General features: G+C 72.7%; 17 protein-coding genes and 1 tRNA gene. 9 read left to right on the forward strand and 9 right to left on the reverse strand.

The genetic code is table 11. The annotated features are described in order from the left end of the window. Nucleotides 1-25 precede the first annotated feature (25 nt). Nucleotides 26-1,351, forward strand: a complete 1,326-nt coding sequence (locus tag KHP12_RS20645; RefSeq protein ID WP_086882337.1) for a coiled-coil domain-containing protein — start codon at nt 26-28, stop codon at nt 1,349-1,351. A gap of 43 nt (nt 1,352-1,394) precedes the next feature. On the opposite strand, the gene KHP12_RS53820 is transcribed toward KHP12_RS20645, so the two are convergent. Further along, nucleotides 1,395-1,724, reverse strand: a complete 330-nt coding sequence (locus tag KHP12_RS53820; protein ID WP_425574568.1) for a hypothetical protein — start codon at nt 1,722-1,724, stop codon at nt 1,395-1,397. Between KHP12_RS53820 and KHP12_RS20650 the strand changes: the two genes are divergently transcribed. The 4 genes from KHP12_RS20650 (at nt 1,702) to KHP12_RS20665 (ending at nt 7,953) form a co-directional block, all read left to right on the forward strand. Next, nucleotides 1,702-3,900 carry a serine/threonine-protein kinase gene (locus tag KHP12_RS20650; RefSeq protein WP_425574567.1) on the forward strand — a complete coding sequence of 733 codons (2,199 nt, stop codon included), beginning with the start codon at nt 1,702-1,704 and terminating at the stop codon, nt 3,898-3,900. The two genes, KHP12_RS53820 and KHP12_RS20650, sit on opposite strands and share 23 nt — an antisense overlap. A 3-nt stretch (nt 3,901-3,903) precedes the next feature. After that, a complete protein-coding gene (locus tag KHP12_RS20655) occupies nt 3,904-5,304 on the forward strand; it encodes a PP2C family protein-serine/threonine phosphatase (protein WP_086882339.1) in 1,401 nt (466 codons plus the stop codon). A gap of 22 nt (nt 5,305-5,326) precedes the next feature. Further along, nucleotides 5,327-6,733 carry a vWA domain-containing protein gene (locus KHP12_RS20660; RefSeq protein WP_086882340.1) on the forward strand — a complete coding sequence of 469 codons (1,407 nt, stop codon included), beginning with the start codon at nt 5,327-5,329 and terminating at the stop codon, nt 6,731-6,733. Between the two features lie 68 nt (nt 6,734-6,801). Next, nucleotides 6,802-7,953 carry an FHA domain-containing protein gene (locus KHP12_RS20665; RefSeq protein ID WP_086882341.1) on the forward strand — a complete coding sequence of 384 codons (1,152 nt, stop codon included), beginning with the start codon at nt 6,802-6,804 and terminating at the stop codon, nt 7,951-7,953. Here the strand turns inward: KHP12_RS20665 and KHP12_RS20670 are convergent. Further along, nucleotides 7,934-9,088 carry a methyltransferase domain-containing protein gene (locus tag KHP12_RS20670; protein ID WP_086882342.1) on the reverse strand — a complete coding sequence of 385 codons (1,155 nt, stop codon included), beginning with the start codon at nt 9,086-9,088 and terminating at the stop codon, nt 7,934-7,936. The two genes, KHP12_RS20665 and KHP12_RS20670, sit on opposite strands and share 20 nt — an antisense overlap. A gap of 80 nt (nt 9,089-9,168) precedes the next feature. Between KHP12_RS20670 and KHP12_RS20675 the strand changes: the two genes are divergently transcribed. Then, on the forward strand, nt 9,169-9,573 hold the full coding sequence (locus tag KHP12_RS20675) for a globin (protein WP_037945843.1): 405 nt from the start codon (nt 9,169-9,171) through the stop codon (nt 9,571-9,573). A 103-nt stretch (nt 9,574-9,676) separates the two neighbouring features. On the opposite strand, the gene KHP12_RS20680 is transcribed toward KHP12_RS20675, so the two are convergent. From KHP12_RS20680 to KHP12_RS20710, 7 genes are all read right to left on the reverse strand, one after another. Next, the gene (locus KHP12_RS20680) at nt 9,677-10,510 is read right to left on the reverse strand and encodes a DUF8185 domain-containing protein (protein WP_086882343.1); all 834 of its coding nucleotides are present in this window, start codon (nt 10,508-10,510) and stop codon (nt 9,677-9,679) included. Continuing rightward, nucleotides 10,507-11,016: an acyl-CoA thioesterase gene (locus KHP12_RS20685; RefSeq protein ID WP_086882344.1), complete on the reverse strand. Its 510-nt coding sequence runs from the start codon at nt 11,014-11,016 to the stop codon at nt 10,507-10,509. The genes KHP12_RS20680 and KHP12_RS20685 overlap by 4 nt, the downstream gene beginning before the upstream one ends. A gap of 4 nt (nt 11,017-11,020) precedes the next feature. Beyond that, a complete protein-coding gene (gene ettA / locus KHP12_RS20690; protein ID WP_037946229.1) occupies nt 11,021-12,685 on the reverse strand; it encodes an energy-dependent translational throttle protein EttA in 1,665 nt (554 codons plus the stop codon). A gap of 305 nt (nt 12,686-12,990) precedes the next feature. Then, the gene (locus tag KHP12_RS20695; protein ID WP_086882345.1) at nt 12,991-14,385 is read right to left on the reverse strand and encodes a Cys-Gln thioester bond-forming surface protein; all 1,395 of its coding nucleotides are present in this window, start codon (nt 14,383-14,385) and stop codon (nt 12,991-12,993) included. A 217-nt stretch (nt 14,386-14,602) separates the two neighbouring features. After that, nucleotides 14,603-15,142 (reverse strand): single-stranded DNA-binding protein, encoded by a 540-nt coding sequence (locus KHP12_RS20700; protein WP_086882346.1) that lies wholly within the window; start codon nt 15,140-15,142, stop codon nt 14,603-14,605. 141 nt (nt 15,143-15,283) lie between these two features. Next, on the reverse strand, nt 15,284-17,227 hold the full coding sequence (locus KHP12_RS20705) for a YfjP family GTPase (RefSeq protein WP_210610409.1): 1,944 nt from the start codon (nt 17,225-17,227) through the stop codon (nt 15,284-15,286). A 15-nt stretch (nt 17,228-17,242) separates the two neighbouring features. Next, entirely contained in the window at nt 17,243-18,853 is a 1,611-nt protein-coding gene (locus tag KHP12_RS20710) for a dynamin family protein (RefSeq protein WP_210610407.1), read from the reverse strand. Between the two features lie 382 nt (nt 18,854-19,235). Between KHP12_RS20710 and KHP12_RS20715 the strand changes: the two genes are divergently transcribed. The 3 genes from KHP12_RS20715 (at nt 19,236) to KHP12_RS20725 (ending at nt 20,515) form a co-directional block, all read left to right on the forward strand. Then, nucleotides 19,236-19,308 (forward strand) — tRNA-Arg (locus KHP12_RS20715). 101 nt (nt 19,309-19,409) lie between these two features. Continuing rightward, nucleotides 19,410-20,036, forward strand: coding sequence for a class I SAM-dependent methyltransferase (locus KHP12_RS20720; protein ID WP_086885564.1), 627 nt, complete (start codon nt 19,410-19,412; stop codon nt 20,034-20,036). Next, the gene (locus KHP12_RS20725; protein WP_086885563.1) at nt 20,033-20,515 is read left to right on the forward strand and encodes a hypothetical protein; all 483 of its coding nucleotides are present in this window, start codon (nt 20,033-20,035) and stop codon (nt 20,513-20,515) included. Before KHP12_RS20720 ends, KHP12_RS20725 begins: the two co-directional genes overlap by 4 nt. Nucleotides 20,516-20,523 lie beyond the last annotated feature (8 nt).

Below are 20,523 nucleotides of genomic sequence, written 5' to 3' on the forward strand. Positions count from 1 at the left end.
GGTTACGGACATGGAGAGGTGATCGATGGGGGTCCCGGGACCCTTCCCCAGTTTCGCGGGGGCACCCGACGGCCCGGTCATGGGCCGGGAGGAGGTGGACCGCGCACTGGCGAAGCTCGCCGCCGAACACGAGGCGATCGAGTCCTCGCTGCTCGCCCTCCAGGACCACGCGGGCAGAAGGCTTCTCGAGGGCGCCGAGCTCACGGGCGTCACCAAGGACCGCTGGTCCACCACCGAGCAGGCCATCTCTCTCCTGTGGAGCTACTTCGACGCGTACACCGAGGCCCTCACCCGGGCCCGTGAGGTGCGCTCCCGTCACCGCTGGCCGACACAGGACGAGTTGACCGAGCTCACCGAGCTGCTGTGCGGCACCGCGATCACCCTGCCCAGCAGCGCCACCCTCGGCGGTTCCCCGCTGCTCAGCGAGGAGTTGGGTCTTGACCGGCTGGTCGACCGGATGAACCGCTGGTACGCGGAGGCCCTCGACGTCATCGTCAGCGCCGACGCCGTATGGTCCGCGCTGCCCGCCCGGATCGACATGCTCTCCGCCGAGCTGCACCGCACCCGTTCGCTGGCCCACTCGGTGGGGGTGCGTCCCGGTGAGCACCCCTCGGGGGACGATCTGGAGCAGATCACCGCCGAGCTGACCGCGCTGCGCGCCGAAGTGGTCTCCGACCCGCTGGCCTTCTGGAAGCATGCCAGCGGCAGCTCGGCGCCCGGCGGCGGCAGCCCCGACACCGAGCGCTATGACCGCGCCGCCCGCGCCCTGGAGGATGTGCGCCGGGAGATCGAGGCGGTCCTGGATGTGCGGCAGGACGCCGAGCGGCGGCTGATGCGGCTGCGGGATGTGCTCTCCCGCGCCGATCGCACCCTGGCGGAGGCGCGTCAGGCGCGCGGTGAGGTGCTCGCGAAGATCGCGGCATCGGAGGTTCCGGCCGTCAGCGGCCCGCCGACCGCGCTGCACGAGCAGCTGGTCGCCGCCGCCGACTACCGCAGGCGTTCGCAGTGGCACCGGCTCTCACCGCTGCTGGAGAGCCTGGAGCAGCGCGCCGACGACGAGCTGCTGCGGGCCCGCGAGTCGTTGACCGCGGTCACCGCGCCGCTCGCCGTCCGCGCCGAGCTGCGCGGCCGGCTCGACGCGTACAAGGCGAAGGTCGCCCGCCATGGCATGGCGGAGGACCCGTTCCTGGTGGAGCGGTATGACGTGGCCCGCCGGATGCTGTGGAGCGCCCCGTGCGATCTGCGGGCGGCCGAGCAGGCCGTGCTGCGCTACCAGCAGGCGGCGGCCGAGGCCCTGGTGCCACGCCAGACGGGCCCGGCCGGGCAAGGCATCGAGGGAGGCACGGAATGAATGCGGCGGTCGTCGCCTGCCAGCGGCGTGACTGCGGCGGGTCCTACGAGGACGTGGGCGGAGGCGAGCTGTACTGCGATGTCTGCGGTATGGCCCCGGTCGTCTCACCGCAGGGGATGGTGGCCTCACCGCCCACCGGGATCACCGGCCAGCCCGGGCCGGGCGGGAGCTCCTCGTCCCGGAGCGAGGGCTCGTCGGCGCGGAGCGGGCATTCCTCGGCGACCGGCCGGGACTCCTCGTCCGGCACCTCGGGCCGGTCGCGTTCGGCTCGCTCCTCCTCGTCCCGGCGCTCGGTGTCCGGGCGGCTGTCCCGCTCCATGTCCGGGCGCACCTCGTCCCGTTCGGTCTCGGTGCGCAGCTCCCGCTCCGCCACCTCGGCCTCCTCGGGGCGGAACGCCCTGGGCGCCGGTCTGGTCAGCGTCCCCGATGTGCCGCGCCCCGATCCCCGGACGGCGGTGCTGGCGGACCCCGAGGTCCCCGAGCGCAAGCGGTTCTGTAGCCGCGGGGACTGCGGTGCCCCGGTGGGCCGCGCCCGCGGCGAACGGCCGGGCCGCACGGAGGGGTTCTGCACCAAGTGCGGCCATCCGTACTCGTTCGTACCGAAGTTGAACCCCGGTGACATCGTCCACGGCCAGTACGAGGTCGCGGGCTGCCTTGCGCACGGCGGGCTCGGCTGGATCTATCTGGCCATCGACCGCGCGGTGTCGGACCGCTGGGTGGTCCTCAAGGGCCTGCTGGACACGGGCGACGAGGAGGCCCTGGCCGCCGCCGTCTCCGAGCGCCGCTTCCTCGCCGAGATCGAGCACTCCAACATCGTCCGGATCTACAACTTCGTCGAACACCTCGACCAGCGCACCGGCAGCCTCGACGGCTACATCGTCATGGAGTACGTGGGCGGCAAGTCCCTCAAGGACATCGCCAACGCCCGCCGCACGAGCGACGGCCGCCGCAATCCGCTGCCGGTGGAGCAGGCGTGCGCCTACGGCATCGAGGCGCTGGAGGCGCTCGGCCATCTGCACAGCCGCAATCTGCTCTACTGCGACTTCAAGGTCGACAACGCCATTCAGCAGCAGGACCAGCTCAAGCTGATCGACATGGGCGCGGTCCGGCGGATGGACGACCACGACAGCCCCATCTACGGCACGGTCGGCTATCAGGCCCCCGAGATCTCCGAGTCCGGCCCGTCGATCTCCTCCGACCTCTACACGGTGGCGCGCACCCTGGCCGTGCTCACCTTCGACTTCCAGGGCTATACGAACGTCTACGTGGACAGCCTGCCGGACCCCGAGCACATCGAGGTCTTCCGGCGTTATGAATCCTTCTACCGGCTGCTGGTGCGGGCCACCGATCCCGACCCGGGGCGCCGCTTCGCCTCCGCGCGGGAGATGGCCGACCAGCTGACCGGGGTGCTGCGGGAGGTCGTGGCGCTACAGACCGGGCGGCCCCGGCCGGCCCTGTCCACGCTCTTCGGACCGGAACCGCGCGTGGTGGACACCGAGTTGTTCGCCGACGACGGAAAGGATCCGTCCCTGCTGGGCGCCCGGTCCGCCGGGGGCGCCACCGCGCCCCTCATCCCCGCGCAGCGCCCGCCGGGCCCGCTGGCCCTGCCGCTGCCCGCCGTCACCACGCTGGACGGACGGGCCACCGCGCTGGCGCTCCCGGTGCCGCTGGTGGACTCCGACGACCCCAACGCGGGGTTCCTGGCCGGTCTGCTGGCCGCCGACCCCGCCGAGGTGAGCGCCGCGCTGCGGACCGCGCCCGTGGACTCGGTCGAGCTGCGGCTGCGCCGGGTGCGCGCCCAACTGGAGCTGGCCCAGGAGCATGACGCGGGCGTCGCGCTCACCGGTCTCGAGGCCGCGTACAGCGACGACTGGCGGATCGTCTGGTACCGGGGGCTGCACGCGCTGGCCAGCGGCGACCGCGAGACGGCCGCGCTCTCCTTCGACGCCGTCTACGACGCGTTCCCCGGTGAGCCCGCGCCGAAGCTGGCGCTCGGCGTCTGCGCCGAGGTGCTCGGCCAGTTGGACAACGCGGCGGAGTACTACCGGCTGGTCTGGGCCTCCGACCCCAGCTTCGTGAGCGCCGCCTTCGGCCTCGCCCGGGTCCTGCTGTGCTCCGGGGACCGCCCGGGCGCGGTGCGGGCTCTGGAGTCGGTGCCGGAGTCCTCGATCCACTACACGGCGGCGCGGGTCGCCGCCGTACGGGCCCGGCTGCGCCAGCGCGCGCCGTACGACGCCCTGCTGAGCGATCTGACGGCCTCGGCGGCCCAGGTCGAGCGGCTGGGCGAGTTCGGTCTGGACGCGGTGCGGCGGGAGCGGCTGCGTACGGAGGTCCTGGGCAGCGCCCTGGATTGGGTACTGTCCGGCAGCAGCGGGGCGCCCCCGGGACACAACCGGCCCGCTCTGCTCGGCAGCAGCCTGGACGAGCGCGGGCTGCGCTTCGGATTGGAGCGCTCGTACCGTGTACTCGCCAGACTCGCCCAGCGAGGCGAGGAGAGGATCGAACTGGTGGAGCGGGCCAACCGCTTCCGCCCCAGGACGTGGGTGTGATCGATGTCGCAGATGCCGCAGCCGCCCCAGCTGTCAGCCTGCCCGGCCTGTGATGAGCCGCCGCAGGCAGGGGACAGATACTGCGATCGGTGCGGTGCCGATCTGACGGTGGCGGCCGCGCTGGCGGCCGAGGCCGCACTGTCGGCGGACGCGATCGCCGGCCGACCGGAGGCGCACGGCGACCTGCCGGAGGCGTACGGCGACCTGCCGGCGCCGCCGCGGGTGAACGGGGCGGCGCGGTCCACCCACCCGGAGCCGGAGCCGGACGACTACGAGCTGGCCGCCCCGACCTCCGGTGAGTACGGCCAGGTGGCCGACCCGCGGGCCGCGGCGGCGCTCGGCGCGCCCGAGGCACCCGTCGAGTCCGTCGAGCCCGGCATCCACCCGGAGACCAACGCGAGTACGTACACCAGCGCGGCGAGCAGCACGGGCAGCGGCACCGGCACCGGGGCGGACCCCCGGCTGCCCGGCGGCGAGCACCGCCCCCGGTGCGCCGCGTGCCAGGAGGGCACCATCGACCAGGACGGCTACTGCGAGCGCTGCGGACACGCCCAGGCACGGACCCGCGACCATATGGAGAGTGAGCTGGAGGGAGTCGCGGCGGCCAGCGACCGCGGGCTGCGCCACCACCGCAACGAGGACGCGTTCTCGGTGTCCACCGCCGCGCTGCCCGACGGCACACCGGCCATGGTCGCCGTGGTGTGCGACGGGGTCTCCTCGGCCACCCGCCCCGACGAAGCCTCGGCGGCCGCGGCCGACTCCGCGAACCAGGCGCTGCGGGCCTCGCTGCCCCGCGGCGCCCACCCCCAGCAGGCCATGAACGAGGCGATCATCGCCGCCGCCGACGCGGTCAACTCCCTGGCCCAGGACACCGGCGCGGCGGCTCCCCCTCATGAGGGGCAGCGCCATCAGAACGCACCGGCGTGCACCATCGTCAGCGCCGTCGTCACCAGCGACATCCTCACCATCGGCTGGGTCGGGGACAGCCGCGCCTACTGGGTCCCCGACGACCGTACGACCCCGCCCGCGCGGCTCACCGAGGACGACTCGTGGGCGGCCCAGATGGTGGCAGCGGGGCTGATGTCGGAGGCGGAGGCGTACGCGGACGAGCGCGCCCACGCCATCACCGGCTGGCTCGGGGCGGACGCCTATGAGCTGGAGCCCCACACCGCCTCGTACAAGCCGGACCGGCCGGGCGTCGTGGTGGTGTGCACCGACGGGCTGTGGAACTACGCCGAATCGGCGGAGCAGATGGCCCGCGCGGTGCCGCCGGACGCCCGTTCCCGGCCGCTCAACAGCGCGCAGGTCCTGGTCGGTTACGCCCTGGACGGCGGGGGCCACGACAACGTAACAGTGGCGGTCGTGCCGTTCCCCGCTGCCCCGGGCCGGGCAGGATCCGCCTGACGGTCGCCAAGGAGCGGATGACATGGCCCACTTCTCCACCCCCGACGCGCCGCGGTTCTCGGTCGAGGTCTACCAGAACGAGTACCTCCCCGAGGGAGGCCGCGAGGTGAACGCGATCATCACCGTCACCTCGACCGGCGGCGGGGCCACGGCAGGGCCGCCGATACCCGCGCCCGCCCATGGCGGGTTCGAGGACGCTCCGGGCGCGTACGACAGCGCGTCCGGCCGGAGCGGCGGCTCCCCCCACGCGGCCCGCGCGGCTGTGGTGATCATGGTGGACTGCTCCGGCTCGATGGACTATCCGCCGACGAAGATGCGCCACGCACGGGACGCGACCGCCGCCGCGATCGACACCGTGCGCGACGGCGTGGCCTTCTCCGTCGTGGCGGGCACCCACAAGGCCGTCGAGATCTTCCCCGGCAACGGGCGGTTGGCCATCGCCGATCCGCTCACCCGCGCCCAGGCCAAGGAGGCGCTGCGGAGCCTGAGTCCGGGCGGCGGTACCGCGATCGGCACCTGGCTGCTCCAGGCCGACCTGCTGTTCGACTCCACCGACGCCGCGATACGGCACGGCATCCTGCTCACCGACGGGCGGAACGAGCACGAGGAGCCGCAGCGGCTGCGGGCCGTGCTCGACGCCTGCGCGGGCCGGTTCACCTGCGACGCCCGCGGGGTGGGCACGGACTGGGAGGTCGAGGAGGTCACCGGGATCGCCGCCGCCCTGCTCGGAACGGCGGACATCGTGGCCGATCCCGCCGGGCTCGCCGCGGACTTCACGCGGATGATGGAGACGGCGATGGGCAAGGAGGTCGCCGACGTCAGCCTCCGGCTGTGGACTCCCAGGGGCGCCGAGGTGGCGTATGTGAAACAGGTCGCACCGACGGTCGAGGATCTGACCGCCCGGCGCGTCGAGGCCGGTCCGCGCGCCGGCGACTACCCCACCGGGTCCTGGGGCGATGAGTCCCGCGACTACCACCTCTGCGTGAGGGTTCCGGCGGCCGAGGTCGGCCAGGAGATGCTGGCGGCCAGGATTTCCCTGGTTCAGCCGGTGCCCGACGGGGTCGGCAGCCCGCCCAGTCCCCTGGCGCAGGGGCTGGTGCGCGCGGTGTGGACCGATGATCTGGTCGTCTCCACCGCGATGAATCCGCAGGTGGCGCACTATACGGGCCAGGCCGAACTGGCACAGGCCATCAAACAGGGCATGAATGCCCGCAAGTCCGGCGATGCCGAACAAGCGACCGCGAAGCTGGGGCGTGCCGTACAGCTGGCGGCCGCATCGGGGAACGAAGACACGGCGAAACTGCTTGCGAAGGTGGTGGACGTGCTCGATGTGGCGGCAGGTACTGTGCGACTGAAGGCGAAGGTCGCGGAAGCGGACGAGATGACACTCGAAACGCGCTCCACCAAGACAGTTCGCGTCAAGAAGTAGCACATAACCAGCACTCACGTAGCTCTTCTCGGCAGAAACGCCAAGAACGCCACAGAGGGGGATCCGACATGCCGACCTGTCCCAACGGCCACCAATCGGCGGCCGAAGACTGGTGCGAGGTGTGTGGCCACCGGATGTCGGGGACACCCATGCCCTCCGGCGCCGTCCCGCCGCCTCCGCCCATGCCCAACGGTCCCGGTGTTCCCGTGCCACCGGGTGGCTACGGGAGTCCGGGGCCGGGCGGCCCACCGCCGCCCGGCGGCGCGGGCGGCTACGGCTATCCGGCACAGCAGCAGGAGCTGTGCCCGCAGTGCCGTACGCCACGCGAGGCGCAGGCCCCGTTCTGTGAGGAGTGCCGCTTCAACTTCCAGACGCACACCCCGTCTCCGTACGGCCCGCCGCAGGGCGGTTACGCGCCGCCGCAGCATCCGGGCCCGCCACAGCCCGGGCCCGGGGGGCCGCAGGGCCCGCATCCGACGCAGGGCGGCGGTCAGCCCTCCGGCTTCGGCGGCGACAGCGACTGGACGCTTCCGCCGCCGCAGGGGGGCGCACCGCACCAGGGCACGCCCCCGCACGGCGCCCCGCAGCAGGGCGCCCCGGGCCACGGCGCGCCCCAGGCCCCGCAGTACGGCTATGGCTACCCCCAGGCCCCGGCGCCCCCGGCCCAGCCGTACGGGAACGAGGGGTACGCCCCGCCGCCCCAGCAGCAGGGGCCGGGGCACCAGCCGCCCCAGCAGCAGCACCCCGGCGCCCCACAGCAGCAGCACCCCGGCGCCGCCCAGTTCGGCCAGGGCGGCGCCCCGGCGCAGGCGCCCGGCAACTGGATAGCCGTCGTCGCCCCGGACCGTGAGTACTTCATGGCGATGATGAACCGCAGCGGCCCGGAGGCCGCCGGGCTGAACCTCCCGGCCTACTCCCCCGAGCAGCAGCTGCCGCTCAACGGCCACCAGATCACCATCGGCCGGCGCCGCCACAGCACCGGTGAGGCGCCCGACATCGACCTCGGGCGGCCGCCCGAGGATCCGGGCGTCTCGCACCAGCACGCGCTCCTCGTCCAGCAGCCCGACGGCGTCTGGGCGGTCGTCGACCAGGACTCGACCAACGGGACCACGATCAACGGCGGCGAGGAGCCGATCCAGCCGTTCGTGCCGGTCCCGCTCCAAGACGGGGACCGCGTCCACGTCGGCGCCTGGACGACGATCACGGTGCGCCGGGGCTGAGACCCTGGAAGGGCCCAAGACGGCCGGGAGGGCCCAGCGGCCAGCCGTAGGCGCCCTCCGGGTCGTCCAGCCAGGCCCATTGGCGCTCGCCGCGCACCGTCACCCCGTAGCGCTCCCGCCCCGGCCTGCCCTCGTGCTCCCACAGCGCGAGGGCCTCGACCGGCTCCAGATGGCCCGCGGCCACGTTCAGCAGGAAGCGGAAGGAGTCGTCCAGCAGCGGCCGGGACGGCAGCCCGTGGGTGGGCACCTGAGGCGGCGGACCGCTGCCGCGCAGCGGGACGAAGTACGCGGGGATGGCCAGGAAGTGCCCCTCGGCATGGCGGGCGTCGGCGACTCTCAGGGCGATCAGCCCGGTCGCGAGCGGCGTCAGGATCAGCGCGTCCGGCCGGCACTGGCCGAGCCATGCGGACGGGATGGACGCCACGGCGCAGGTGGCGATGATCCGGTCGTAGGGAGCGTGCAGCGGGCATCCGCGCGCCCCGTCGCCGGTGACGACCGCGGGGCGGAATCCGGCCGCGGCCAGATGGTTGCGGGCGGCCTCGGTGATCTCCGGGTCGAGATCGAGGGTGGCGACGTGGGCGTCGCCGAGCCGGTGGGCCAGCAGCGCGGCGTTGTAGCCGGTGCCCGCGCCGATCTCCAGCACCCGGTCCCCGTCCCGCACCTGGAGCGCCTGGAGCATCCGCGCCATCAGCGACGGCTGGCTGCTGGAGGTGATCAGCTCACCGTCGCGCACCCGGGTGGCGAGCGGGGCGTCCGCGTAGGCCCCGGCCAGCCAGCGGGCCCGGCGCAGCGGGTGGGGATCGTCGCGCCACAGCCGGGTGTAGCCGACCGTCCCGTGTGCCGTGCCCGCCTCTCCTGCCCGTGTTGTCCTGGTGTCCGGCGGCGCGGCCGCCGCGGCCGCGTCCCCCGCCTCGTAGTAGTAGGGCACGAAGAGATGGCGCGGCACCTCCTCGAAGGCCGCCCGCCAGGCGGGGTCGGTGAGTCCGCCGCCCGCCACGATCTCCCGGACCAGCCCGGTCCGCAGCGCCGCGGCCTCCTCGGCGTACCCGTCGGCCTCCCGGCCGGCAGGCTTCCGCCGCGCCACACGCTCCGCGGCGTCCGGCGCACTGCGTGTGCTCCCGCCCGTGCTGCCCATGCCTCCACTCTCCTGCGCCCGGCCCCCGGCCGCGACCCACGCCCCCTTTTCCAGACGGGGGCGTCTGAGAGCATGGAGGCGTGAAAGAGATTCCGCGAGGCACACTTCAGGAGCAGACCTTCTACGAGCAGGTCGGTGGCGAGCAGACCTTCCGGCGTCTGGTGCACCGCTTCTACCAGGGGGTCGCGGAGGACCCGCTGCTCCGGCCGATGTACCCCGAGGAGGACCTGGGTCCGGCCGAGGAGCGGCTCACACTCTTCCTGATGCAGTACTGGGGCGGCCCCCGCACCTACAGCGACAACCGCGGCCACCCCCGGCTCCGCATGCGCCACGCCCCCTTCACCGTGAACCGCGCCGCCCATGACGCCTGGCTGCGCCATATGCGCGACGCGGTGGACGAGCTGGAGCTGGCCCCGGAGCTCGAGCGCCAGCTGTGGCACTACCTCACCTACGCCGCCGCCTCCATGATCAACACCGAGGGCTGACCCGGCGGATCGACCTGGGGGCTGATCCGCGCCGGATCGACCTGGGCGGGCTGACCCGGCGGGTCGACTTGGGGGTCTGCCCCGGAGGGCTGCCCCGGCAGGCTCAGGCGGGCGTGACGGACAGCCCGGACAGACCGCCGGACAGGCCCTGCGTACGCACCGCGATCGAGCCGTACGGCGTGCGCAGCCGCAGCCAGCCGCCCGCGGCGAGCAGCGCCAGGGGCTCGGGCGCGGCGGTGGCCACGCCGCTCCCGTGGCCGGTGGCGGCCGGTGCCGCCGCCCGGACCGGGCGCAGAAAGCCCAGCGACTGCGCGGCGTGCACGGCGCGCAGTGGAAGCCCGGTGTCGCCGAGCGTGCGGGACCAGATCTCATGGCCGATCCGGTCGCGCTCGGCGCGCGTACGCCGCTCCTCGGGGAGCGCCGCGTCGCGGGCCCGGAACTCCGCGACGGCGGCGGCGACCGCCCCGCGCACCCCGTCCACGCCCGGCAGCCCGTTCACCCGGCGCCAGCCGCCGCGCGGCGGCAGCACCCCGGCCCATGGCGGACCGGTGACGGCCTGCGGCACGGTGACCACCAGGCCCCGGTCGCGGATTTCGGAACCGTCGGTGGTCCGCGCGGCCCGCGCCGTGTCCAGCGCGTCCGCGAACTCACCCGCCGAGACGGTCGTATCCAGGGCGCCAGCCCCGCCCGCCGCCCCGGCCGACGTGTGCGGTGTGTCCGGTGCGGCCTCGGTGCTGACGATCGCCTCGAGCCGCGCCGTACGGATCGCGAGGACCTCGAACGACGGCGGCCGGCCGAAGACGGCGAGCACACCGCCGCCCGCCTGTAGCCGCACCGCCGCCGCCCGGTCGTAGTGGATCAGCCGGGCCAGGAAGGCGGCGAGATCGGCCGCCTCCCCGGCGTCGGCGAAGTGGAGCTCCTGGCTGGGGGCCGTCATACCGAGACGGCCCCCTCCGCCCGCCCGGCGCCATCGGCGGCTCCGGCGGGCTTCGTGGACGCCGCGGACGCCTTCTTGGCGGCGCCCTTCTTCACCGGGTCCGGCTCCAGGTACTCGGTCAGGAACTTCTCCTCTTCCGGGGTGACCCGGCGCGGGCGGCCCTGGTCGAGGTCGTAGGGCACGATGCGGGTGGCGGCACGCACATACAGGGCGTCCTCGTCCTTGATCTCATAGCGCAGGGTGAGGTACGCGGCCTTGATCTCCGTCACCCAGGTCTCGATCGTCACCGGCCGGTGCCGGTGGACCAGGGGCTTCAGATAGTCGATCTCGTGCCGGGCCACGACCACGCCGCCGGTGAACGCGTCACTCCCGTTCCCCGGCGCCAGCCGCCACATGAAGTCGACCCGGGCCTCCTCCAGATAGCGGAGGAAGGTCACGTTGTTGACGTGGCCGAACGCGTCCATGTCGGACCAGCGCAGGGGACAGGGGTAGATATGGCGTGCCATCCACTCAGCCCCGGGTCAGCTTCTTGTAGGTGGCGCGGTGCGGACGGGCCGCGTCCGGGCCGAGCCGCTCGACCTTGTTCTTCTCGTACGACTCGAAGTTGCCCTCGAACCAGAACCACTTGGAGTCGCCCTCGTACGCCAGGATGTGGGTGGCGACGCGGTCGAGGAACCAACGGTCGTGGGAGACGACCACGGCGCAGCCGGGGAAGTCGAGCAGCGCGTTCTCCAGCGAGGAGAGCGTCTCCACGTCGAGGTCGTTGGTGGGCTCGTCCAGGAGCAGCAGATTGCCGCCCTGCTTGAGGGTGAGCGCGAGGTTGAGGCGGTTGCGCTCACCGCCCGAGAGCACCCCGGCCGGCTTCTGCTGGTCCGGGCCCTTGAAGCCGAAGGCGGAGACATAGGCGCGGGAGGGCATCTCGACCTGGCCGACGTTGATGTAGTCGAGCTCGTCGGAGACGACCGCCCACAGCGTCTTCTTGGGGTCGATGTTGGCGCGGCTCTGGTCGACGTAGGAGATCTTGACGGTCTCGCCGACCTTGATGCTGCCCGCGTCGGCGGTCTCCAGGCCCTGGATCATCTTGAAGAGCGTGGTCTTACCGGCGCCGTTGGGGCCGATGACACCGACGATGCCGTTCCGCGGCAGGGTGAAGGAGAGGTCGTCGATCAGGACCTTCTCGCCGAACGCCTTGGAGAGGTTCTCCACCTCGACCACGACATTGCCCAGGCGCGGGCCCGGCGGGATCTGGATCTCCTCGAAGTCCAGCTTCCGGGTCTTCTCGGCCTCGGCGGCCATCTCCTCGTAACGGGTCAGCCGGGCGCGGGACTTGGCCTGGCGGCCCTTGGCGTTGGAGCGGACCCAGTCCAGCTCCTCCTTGAGGCGCTTGGCGCGCTTGGCGTCCTTCTGGCCCTCGACCTTCAGACGGGCCTGCTTCTTCTCCAGGTAGGTGGAGTAGTTGCCCTCGTAGCCGATGGCGCGGCCGCGGTCGAGCTCCAGGATCCATTCGGCGACGTTGTCCAGGAAGTACCGGTCGTGGGTGATGGCCACGACGGTGCCCGCGTACTTGGCGAGGTGCTGCTCCAGCCAGTTGACGGACTCGGCGTCGAGGTGGTTGGTGGGCTCGTCGAGCAGCAGCAGGTCGGGGGCCTCCAGCAGCAGCTTGCAGAGCGCGACGCGGCGCTTCTCACCACCGGAGAGGGTGGTGACCGGCCAGTCGCCGGGCGGGCAGCCGAGGGCGTCCATGGCCTGCTCGAGCTGGGCATCCAGGTCCCAGGCATTGGAGTGGTCCAGGTCCTCCTGGAGCTTGCCCATCTCCTCCAGCAGCTCGTCGCTGTAGTCGGTCGCCATCTGCTCGGCGATCTCGTTGAAGCGGTCCAGCTTGCCCTTGGTGACCGCCACGCCGTCCTGGACGTTCTCCAGCACGGTCTTGGACTCGTCCAGCGGGGGCTCCTGGAGCAGGATGCCCACGCTGTAGCCGGGTGAGAGGAATGCGTCACCATTGGACGGCTGCTCCAGGCCGGCCATGATCTTCAGCACCGTCGACTTACCGGCGCCGTTGGGGCCCACGACGCCGATTTTCGCGCCGGGCAGAAAGCTCAGCGTGACATCGTCGAGGATCACCTTGTCGCCGTGCGCCTTGCGCGTCTTGCGCATGGTGTAGATGAACTCAGCCAAGAGAAACCGTCCGGCAATCTGGTAGGTATCGAGGTGCGGCTCCGCCGCGGGGTCCGTATCCGTGGCGGAGCCGCACCGCGTGAGGGCAGATACAGCCATCTTGCCGTACAGCCCGCCCGAGGCGGAAACCCGTTTGGTCCGGCGTGCGGCATGGGTCCGGCATTCGCCGTCCCCCGGTGACACGAAGGGCCGGAGCCTCCATGAGGCTCCGGCCCTCCATCACCGCGTTCTTCGATGGTCACCACATCCGGTGACCGTCGCTTCACTCAGCGATCACTGCTGCCCTGGCGTCGCCGCCCTGGCGTTCACTCGCCCGCGGTCGCCTTCTTCTTACGGACGAAGAAGATCGCGCCGCCGCCGACCACGACCAGCGCCACGGCGATGCCCGCGATCATCGGGGTGTTGCTGCTGCTACCGGTCTCGGCGAGGTCGCCACCGGAGGTGTCACCACCGGTGCTGCCACCGGCCGACGCGGGGCTCGGCTGCGAGGAGGGGGTGTCGCTGCTGCCGCCGCTGCTGGAGGTCTTGCAGTCGAGAACGCCGGAGAAGGTCTTCGTGAAGCCGTTCGGACCGGAGATGGTGAACTTGTAGCTCTGGTCCTCCTTCACCGGGGCGGTGACGGTCTTCGACTGACCCGCCTCGACGGTGTACTTCTGGCCCAGCAGCTCGAAGGTGAACGCCTCGTCGCCCTTGTTGCTGGCCGTGATGTCCACGCCGCCCTTGGCGCAGTCCTTCTCGGCGGAGACCGCCGGGACCGCGCCCTTCTTCGCCCAGTTCGCGGTGGCGGTGGCGGAGACGGTGCTCTCGCTCGAGCCGGCCAGGATCTGGGTCTGGCTCTTGGTGGCGCTGGCGAACGCGCGGCCCACCGGAACCTTGGTGGCGGCCTGGGCGGTCAGCGTGGCGGAGCCGTCCGCCGCGCCCTCCGGGACGTCGAAGTACACCTCGCCGCCGTCGGCGGCGCTGGTGATGGTCTTGCCGCTCTTGTCGACGAGCTTGACGCCGCCCGCGGACTCGGTGCCCGGGGCCAGGGTGACGCTGTCGGCGTTGGTGTGGACCTTGACCGGGCCGAGCCGCTCACCGGCCTTGCCGGAGACGGCCGGCGGGTCCAGGCTCAGCGACGCCTTGGGCTCCTGGAGGTTCTGGGCGTTCTTCTCCAGGTAGTCGGCCAGCTTCTCGGCCTGCGGGTCGGCCGCGTCCACCTTCGCGTTGTCGGAGAAGCGCCAGATGGCGACCTGCGTCCCCGCGGCGGCGGTCTTCTCGGTGAGGGGACCGGTGCCCGCCGTCTTCGCGAGCGCGCCGAGGTCGTTCACCTGCGGGTAGGAGTTCTGAAGAACCCAGTTGATCTTGCCCGCGTTGGGGTTGTTCGCCAGGGACGTCTCGGCCCAGGACTTCTCCTCGTACTTCGCCTTGCTCTGCGTCGGGTTGTGCAGATCAATGCAGTACGTCTGGATGGAACCGCCATTGTCGACCGACATCTCGAAGAGACCGGCGCCGACCTGCTGGTCCTTGCCGTTGTCGTGGATGATGGCCTTGTCGAACGTCTTGAGACCGCCCAGCGTGGCGGTCGCGCCGCCCTGGCTCGGGGGCGCGTCATCGGCGGCGGCGGTGCCGGCGGTGGCTATCGCACCCGCCGCGACCAGACCGGACGCCAGCACGGCGGCCGCAAGGCGGGCAGCGCCCCGCCTCCTTACAGAAATCATGGTTTCCCCTCCGGGCGAGCGCCAGTCAGTTGGTGCGCCTCGCCAGCGAACTCAAAACTCAGGAACCCCCGTTGGGCACGCAGGGATACTAGGGAGAAAGAAACCGATCGCTCCCCGGGAATACCTAGACCCAACCGATCCGAATCGGAATCGTTACCTAATCGCCAGATCCCGTATGACCTGGGATTATCGACAAATCTCCCGTGATCGCGACCGCTCACGGGGAAGTTGCCCCGGTCGGTGTGTTTAGAAGCGGTTTGGCCTGTGAAACCCGGCGAAATGCGGATGTACCCCGCGTGAGGTCGTGTCCGACCGCCACCGCGTCGATCTCCGCGGTGACCCAGCGCCTGGGCTGATGCGCCCCGCCACCGGAATCCCCACCCGGGGCCGGAGGCGTGGCCGCGCCTCCTCCCCATCCCCCTTCCCCTTCTCCCTGAAGCGGCCGGTCTCCCTGAAGGGGCCGATCCCTCTCCCGCTCTCGCTCCCGGTCCCATTCGCGCTCTCGCACCCGCAACGTCCCATGGACGACGAGGGGTTCACCGAGCGATACCGACCCCGCGACATTCGCGGCCAGCGACCGCCACGTCCAGACCGTGTAGAAACTCGTGTACGCGTCCGCCCACGCGTCCCGCCCCCGGTCCCAGCGCCGCACCGTCGCCGCCAGCCGAAATCGGGCCACCGCGACACCCGCCGCCGTCTCCCAGAAGTCCGGCCGCGTCGCGGCGTTCCCCACCACGGTCACCCAGCTCTCGTTCACCGGCTACGCCTCCCCCATTCACTTCGCGGCTCCGTCGTGCCGCTCGTGAACCATGCTGCCCGGCATCACGAAACCCCGCCGGGGCCTGTGCACGACCCCGGGATTGTGGACAACTCGGCCACCCGGACGAGTGAACGCCCGTCACGCCCCGCCCGCCGCGACCACGTACTGCGCCCGTACCTCCCCGTACCGCGCCAGCTCCGTCTCGACCGGCTCCAGCACCCGTCTGCGTCCGCACTCGGCCGCCGCCTCCCGCAGGCGGCCCTCCACCGACCGGCCGTGGCGCCGGGCGGGCCCCCGCGCGGCCGCCCGGGAGCCCCACGCCAGCGTCGGGCCGACCGCCGCGCCGCCCAGCACCAGCAGCGTGGGCATCCACCACTCCGGCCCGCCGAACACCCCGGCCATGGCCCCCAACAGCCACAGCACCCCGATCACTTGCGCCAGCAGCACGGTCACCTGAGCCGCCGCCACCATCGACCACCACACGGGCCGGACCGGCCGCCGGTGTGTCGTCTCGGCCGCCACCGCCTCGTCGACCGCCTCCGCCAACCCCCTGCCGCCCCACCCCGCCGCCTCCCGGACGGCCTGGGCCCATGGACCGGGCAGCCCGGCCGTCGCCTCGTCGCCGAGCGTGCGTACCGCCTCCTCCACCGCCGGGCGCGCCGTGACCGCCTCCACCGCCACCGTGCGCGCCCGCGCGCCCGGGATCTCCGTCCACTCCGTCCACTCCCCGGCCTCGGATGCTCGCGACCCCCGAGAGCCGCCGCCTCGAGAGCCGCCGCCCCGAGAGCTCCCCGAGGCGTGGCCCTTCCTCCCCCGCAGCCGCCCCCAGGGCGTTCCGCACGCCCACTCCGTGTCCCTCAGCCAGGCGCGCTCGGCCGCCTTCCCGGCCGCGCCCGCGCCCGCCGCCTCGGCCAGCCGGTCCTCGAACTCCGCCCGCGCCCGCTCGGTGAGCCCGACCGGCCCGCTGTCCGCCACATAGTGCGGCCGCAGCCGCGTCATCGTGCCGGCCACGTCCGCCGACAGCCGGCGCTCGGCCGCCCCGCACTCGGCCGTGAGCCGCGCGAGCATCTCCCGGAGCTCCCCGACGCCCTCGCCGGTCAGCGCGGACAGCGCGAGCACGGCGGCCCCCGGCTCCCCGTGCTCCCCGAGAGCGAGCCCGTCCTCGTCCAGCAGCCGCCGCAGATCGTCCAGCACCTGGTCCGCGGCCTCGCCCGGGAGCCGGTCCACCTGGTTGAGCACGACGAAGGTCACCTCGGCGTATCCGGCGAGTGGCCGCAGATAGCGCTCATGGAGGACGGCGTCCGCGTACTTCTCGGGGTCCACCACCCACACCACCGCGTCCACGAGACCCAGCAGCCGGTCCACCCGCTCGCGGTGGCCCGGGGCGGCCGAGTCGTGGTCGGGCAGGTCGAGCAGGACCAGGCCGCGCAGCGCGGGGTCGTACGGATAGCCCGGGTTGCGCCGGTCCACCGCCGGGATGCCGAGGCGGTCCAGCAGGCCGTCGGCGTGGTCGGTCCACGCGCAGGCGAGGGGCGTGGCGGTGGTCGGTCGGCGGACGCCGGTCTCGGAGAGGGGGGCTCCGGCAAGGGCGTTGAACAGTGTCGACTTACCGCTTCCGGTGGCCCCGGCGACGGCGACCACGGTGTGCCCGTAAGGATGCCGTCCCCGCGCGTCCGCCTCGTCGAGCACCCGCGCGGCCCCGGCGAGCGTGCGCCCCTCGAGCCGGGACCGGGACAGCCCGACGAGCTGGCGCAGGGCCTCCAGACGGGGCCGCAGGGTGCCCGTGGCGAAGCTGCGGACGCCGGCCTGGTAGACGGCGTACGGGGGGCCGCCGAAGGACCGCCGACCGGTCTCCTCCCCCGGGAAGTAGTCCGCCACGGCGCCGGGGATGTCCGGCGCGGCCTCCTCCGCCGCCTCCTGGTCCATCGCACGGGCCGGGCGGCCCGCGGCACGCCCGGCGGCCCGGCGGTGCGCCCGCCGGGCGATCAGGCCGTCGTCCCAGGTATGGCGGTCCCCCGCCGCCCGGCCTCCCCCGCCGCTCCCGCCGCCCTCGTTGCCGCCGTTGCCGCCGTTGCCCGCCATGGCCGTCACCTGCGGTCACCTCTCCTTCTGAAGCACGGACAGCGCGGCGATCAGCTCGACCTGGTGTTCCGGGGACATGTCCAGGGCGTCCAGAGGGGCGAGCCTGCGGTCGCGCTCCGCCCGCATGACCCGGGTGACACAGCCGTCGAGCAGCCGTCCGCCGCGGTCGCCCAGGCGCAGTGCCGCATGCGCGCCCAGGGTCTCGGCGAGCTTCTCGCCCGCCTTACGGGCTCGGCGGCCGCCCAGGAGGGACGCGGCGAGCAGGGCGGCGATCTCCTCGGGCACGCAGCTGCCCCCGCATTCGGCGATCCGGGCCCGGGCCTCTTCCTCGGCCAGCTCCTCGGCGCAGCGCCGCCAGTGCCGTACGGCCACGCCGATCCGCTCGGCGGCGCCCCGCGCGTCGCTCGGGGCGAGCCCGGCCCGCGCTGCCGGATCCTGCCTCCCGGCCTCCGCGACCCGTTCGTCGGCCGTGGCGGCCGCGCTGCGCAGCAGGGTGGCCAGGGAGTCGGTGAGAGCCGTAAGGAGCTCATCGGGGGCGCTGGCGTGCGGCAGGCCGTGCCAGTGGGTGAGCGCATCGCCCGCGAGCGGCGCGCCCTGCGCGATCTCGCGCCGCACCCGCTCCCCGGCCTCCCCGTACGCGCCCTCGACCCGCTGGATCAGCCGCATCGCGGCCGCGTGCTGCGCCGCCGCGGCCCCTGCCAGCGCGGGCATCCGGGCGCGCAGCGAGGCGAGGGTCCCGGCGGCCGTACGGGCGGCGGCGACCGTACGGGCGTACGGATCCTGTGCGTGCTGGGTGAGCCAGGTCCGCAGGGCGGCGACGGCGGTGGCCGGGAGCAGCCCGCTGCCGCCGCCCGCGGATTCCGGGAGCTCGGGGATGGTGAAGCGTGGGACATCGCCGAGTCCGGCCGCCGTAAGGAGCCCGGCGTACTGCCGGGAGACCTCGGCGGCCAGCTGGTGCGGCACCCGGTCGAGGACGGTGACGAGGGTGACGTCGTACTCCTTGGCGGTCCGCAGCAGATGCCAGGGGACGGCGTCGCCGTAGCGGGTGGCGGTGGTGACGAGCACCCAGATGTCGGCGGCGCAGATCAGTTCCGCGGCCAGATCGCGGTTCCGCGCGACCAGCGAGTCGATGTCGGGCGCGTCGAGCAGCGCGAGCCCCCGCGCCAGCCCCGGGTCGGTCTCCACCCGCAGCGCCGCCGGCCCCTCCTGCGCCCGCCCCTCCTCGTCGTACGCGCTCTCCGCCCGCTCCCCCTGCGCCGGCACCCAGACCCGGGTGAGCCGCGGCAGCACCCGCTGCCCGGCGAACCAGGGGTGGTCATCGGGGTGGCACACCAGCACCGGCGTACGCGTTGTGGGCCGCAACACACCGGCCTCGGTGACGCGTCGGCCGACCAGCGAATTGACCAGAGTGGACTTGCCCGCTCCCGTCGATCCCCCGATTACCGCCAGCAGGGGCGCTTCGGGGGCGCGCAACCGGGGCACGAGGTAGTCGTCCAGTTGAGCGAGCAGCTCGGCACGGCTACGGCGAGCGCGGTCGGCGCCGGGAAGGGGGAGCGGAAACCGAGCGGCGTCGACACGGTCACGCAGTGAGGTCAGCGCGTCGAGCAGCCGGGGCCGTACGTCCAAGATCGCCACGTGGTGAAGAATGCCCGCTTTTGGTGTCTTTTTGAAGCGTATGCTCACTCGTGCGCGTCAAAGAGACCCACCCGGATCACCCCAAAAGGAGCACGAGGCAGACGTGACGCCAGGGGCGCGGGCATAACGAGTGCACAACACCCGTTCCCTGAGGCGTGAAAAACGATGCGAGTTTCGGACCTGCCTGCGATTATCAGACCGCTTCACCGAACCTCCACAACGTGCCACGGAGGTGAAGCAACCGGGGCGAGGTGCAAGGAGCCCTATCCTTGTCCCGGCAAGGTCACGGTCCGTCGAGCCCGGCCACCCGCACCACGGCCGCCCCGTCGGCCCCGCAGGCACCGGGGGCTCACCCGCTCCATGACCACCACCGGCCCCCGTAGCTCAGTGGATAGAGCAGGCGCCTTCTAAGCGCTTGGCCGCAGGTTCGAGTCCTGCCGGGGGCGCACTGGACCCTCTCCTCTACGCACGTAGCGGAGGGGGTCTTCTCGCTGTTCACAGCGTGTACGGCCCCAAATGCACACTTGGCCGAGGAGGGCGTAGGGGGATGCGGTCCGGAACGCCCAGTACGGCTGGCTACGGGGAGGATGCCGAGGGGCTTGCCCGTCGGCATGAGGGTGTTGCGTTCGACATCGTGCACGAGGAATTCCTGCCGTGGTTGCCGCCGGGTCCGAGCAGGATTGTTGACATCGGGGCCGGCAGTGGCCGCGACGCTGCCGCGCTGGCCGCCCGTGGGCATCAGGTGGTGGCCGTAGAGCCCACGCCGGAGCTGCGGCGGATCGGGCAGCGCCTCCACGCGGATGCGGCGATCGACTGGACCGACGACGCCGTTCCTTCCCTGACCGGTCTCCGCGGACCCTTCGACTTCATGCTGCTCTCCGCGGTGTGGATGCACCTGGACGAGCAGGAGCGCGACGATGCCATGCGGCGGCTGGCCGAGTTGGTGGCCCCGGGAGGATGCGTTGCCCTCTCGCTGCGGCACGGCCCGGTTCCTGCCGGGCGGCGGATGTTCGCGGTGTCCGCGGCCGAGACCGTGGCGCTGGCGGGACGGTTCGGTCTGTCCACGGTGCACCGCAGCGACAAGGGGCCGGACTGTCTCAGCCGGGAAGGCGTGAGCTGGAGCGCCCTGGTCTTCCGCGCGGAGCGGCACGCCGCGCCGGGGGTGAGCCGATGACGGTGGACTTCTTCCGAAGCGAGCCGAACGCCCGTACGTCTTGGCGGCTGGCCGTCTTGATGGGCGCCAACGCCCGAACGTACAAGTTCGCCTTCGGGGCCGCGCTGCTGGAGTACGCCGCGCAGGACAGAGCCGAGGTGACTCTGAACGAGCTCGCCGTGCCCTACGCCATGGGCCTGGTGGCGCACCTCGCCGAAGCACCCCAAGCCCCGTCAGGGCCGCCGGCCGGAGAGTCGGATTTCCTGGCAGTGGCTGAACGTGAGGCCGAGGCGTCCACTGCGCTCGGCCGCCCTACCGACCGGCTTCTGCGTTCCGCGGTGCAGTCGATGCCGAGGATGGTGATGCGGAAGTTCCACAACCTGCGCGGCGACACCCCAGACGGCGCACCGGTTCTACGAACTGACCGGCAGTGGCACAGCGGCAGTTCCCAAGGGCAGTGGCCGCATTTCCTGCGCCAGGTCCAAGCCGCTTGCGGGTAGTTCTCGAA

Origin of the sequence: Streptomyces asiaticus (assembly GCF_018138715.1) — a bacterium.
In the GTDB taxonomy this organism is placed as follows: domain Bacteria; phylum Actinomycetota; class Actinomycetes; order Streptomycetales; family Streptomycetaceae; genus Streptomyces; species Streptomyces asiaticus.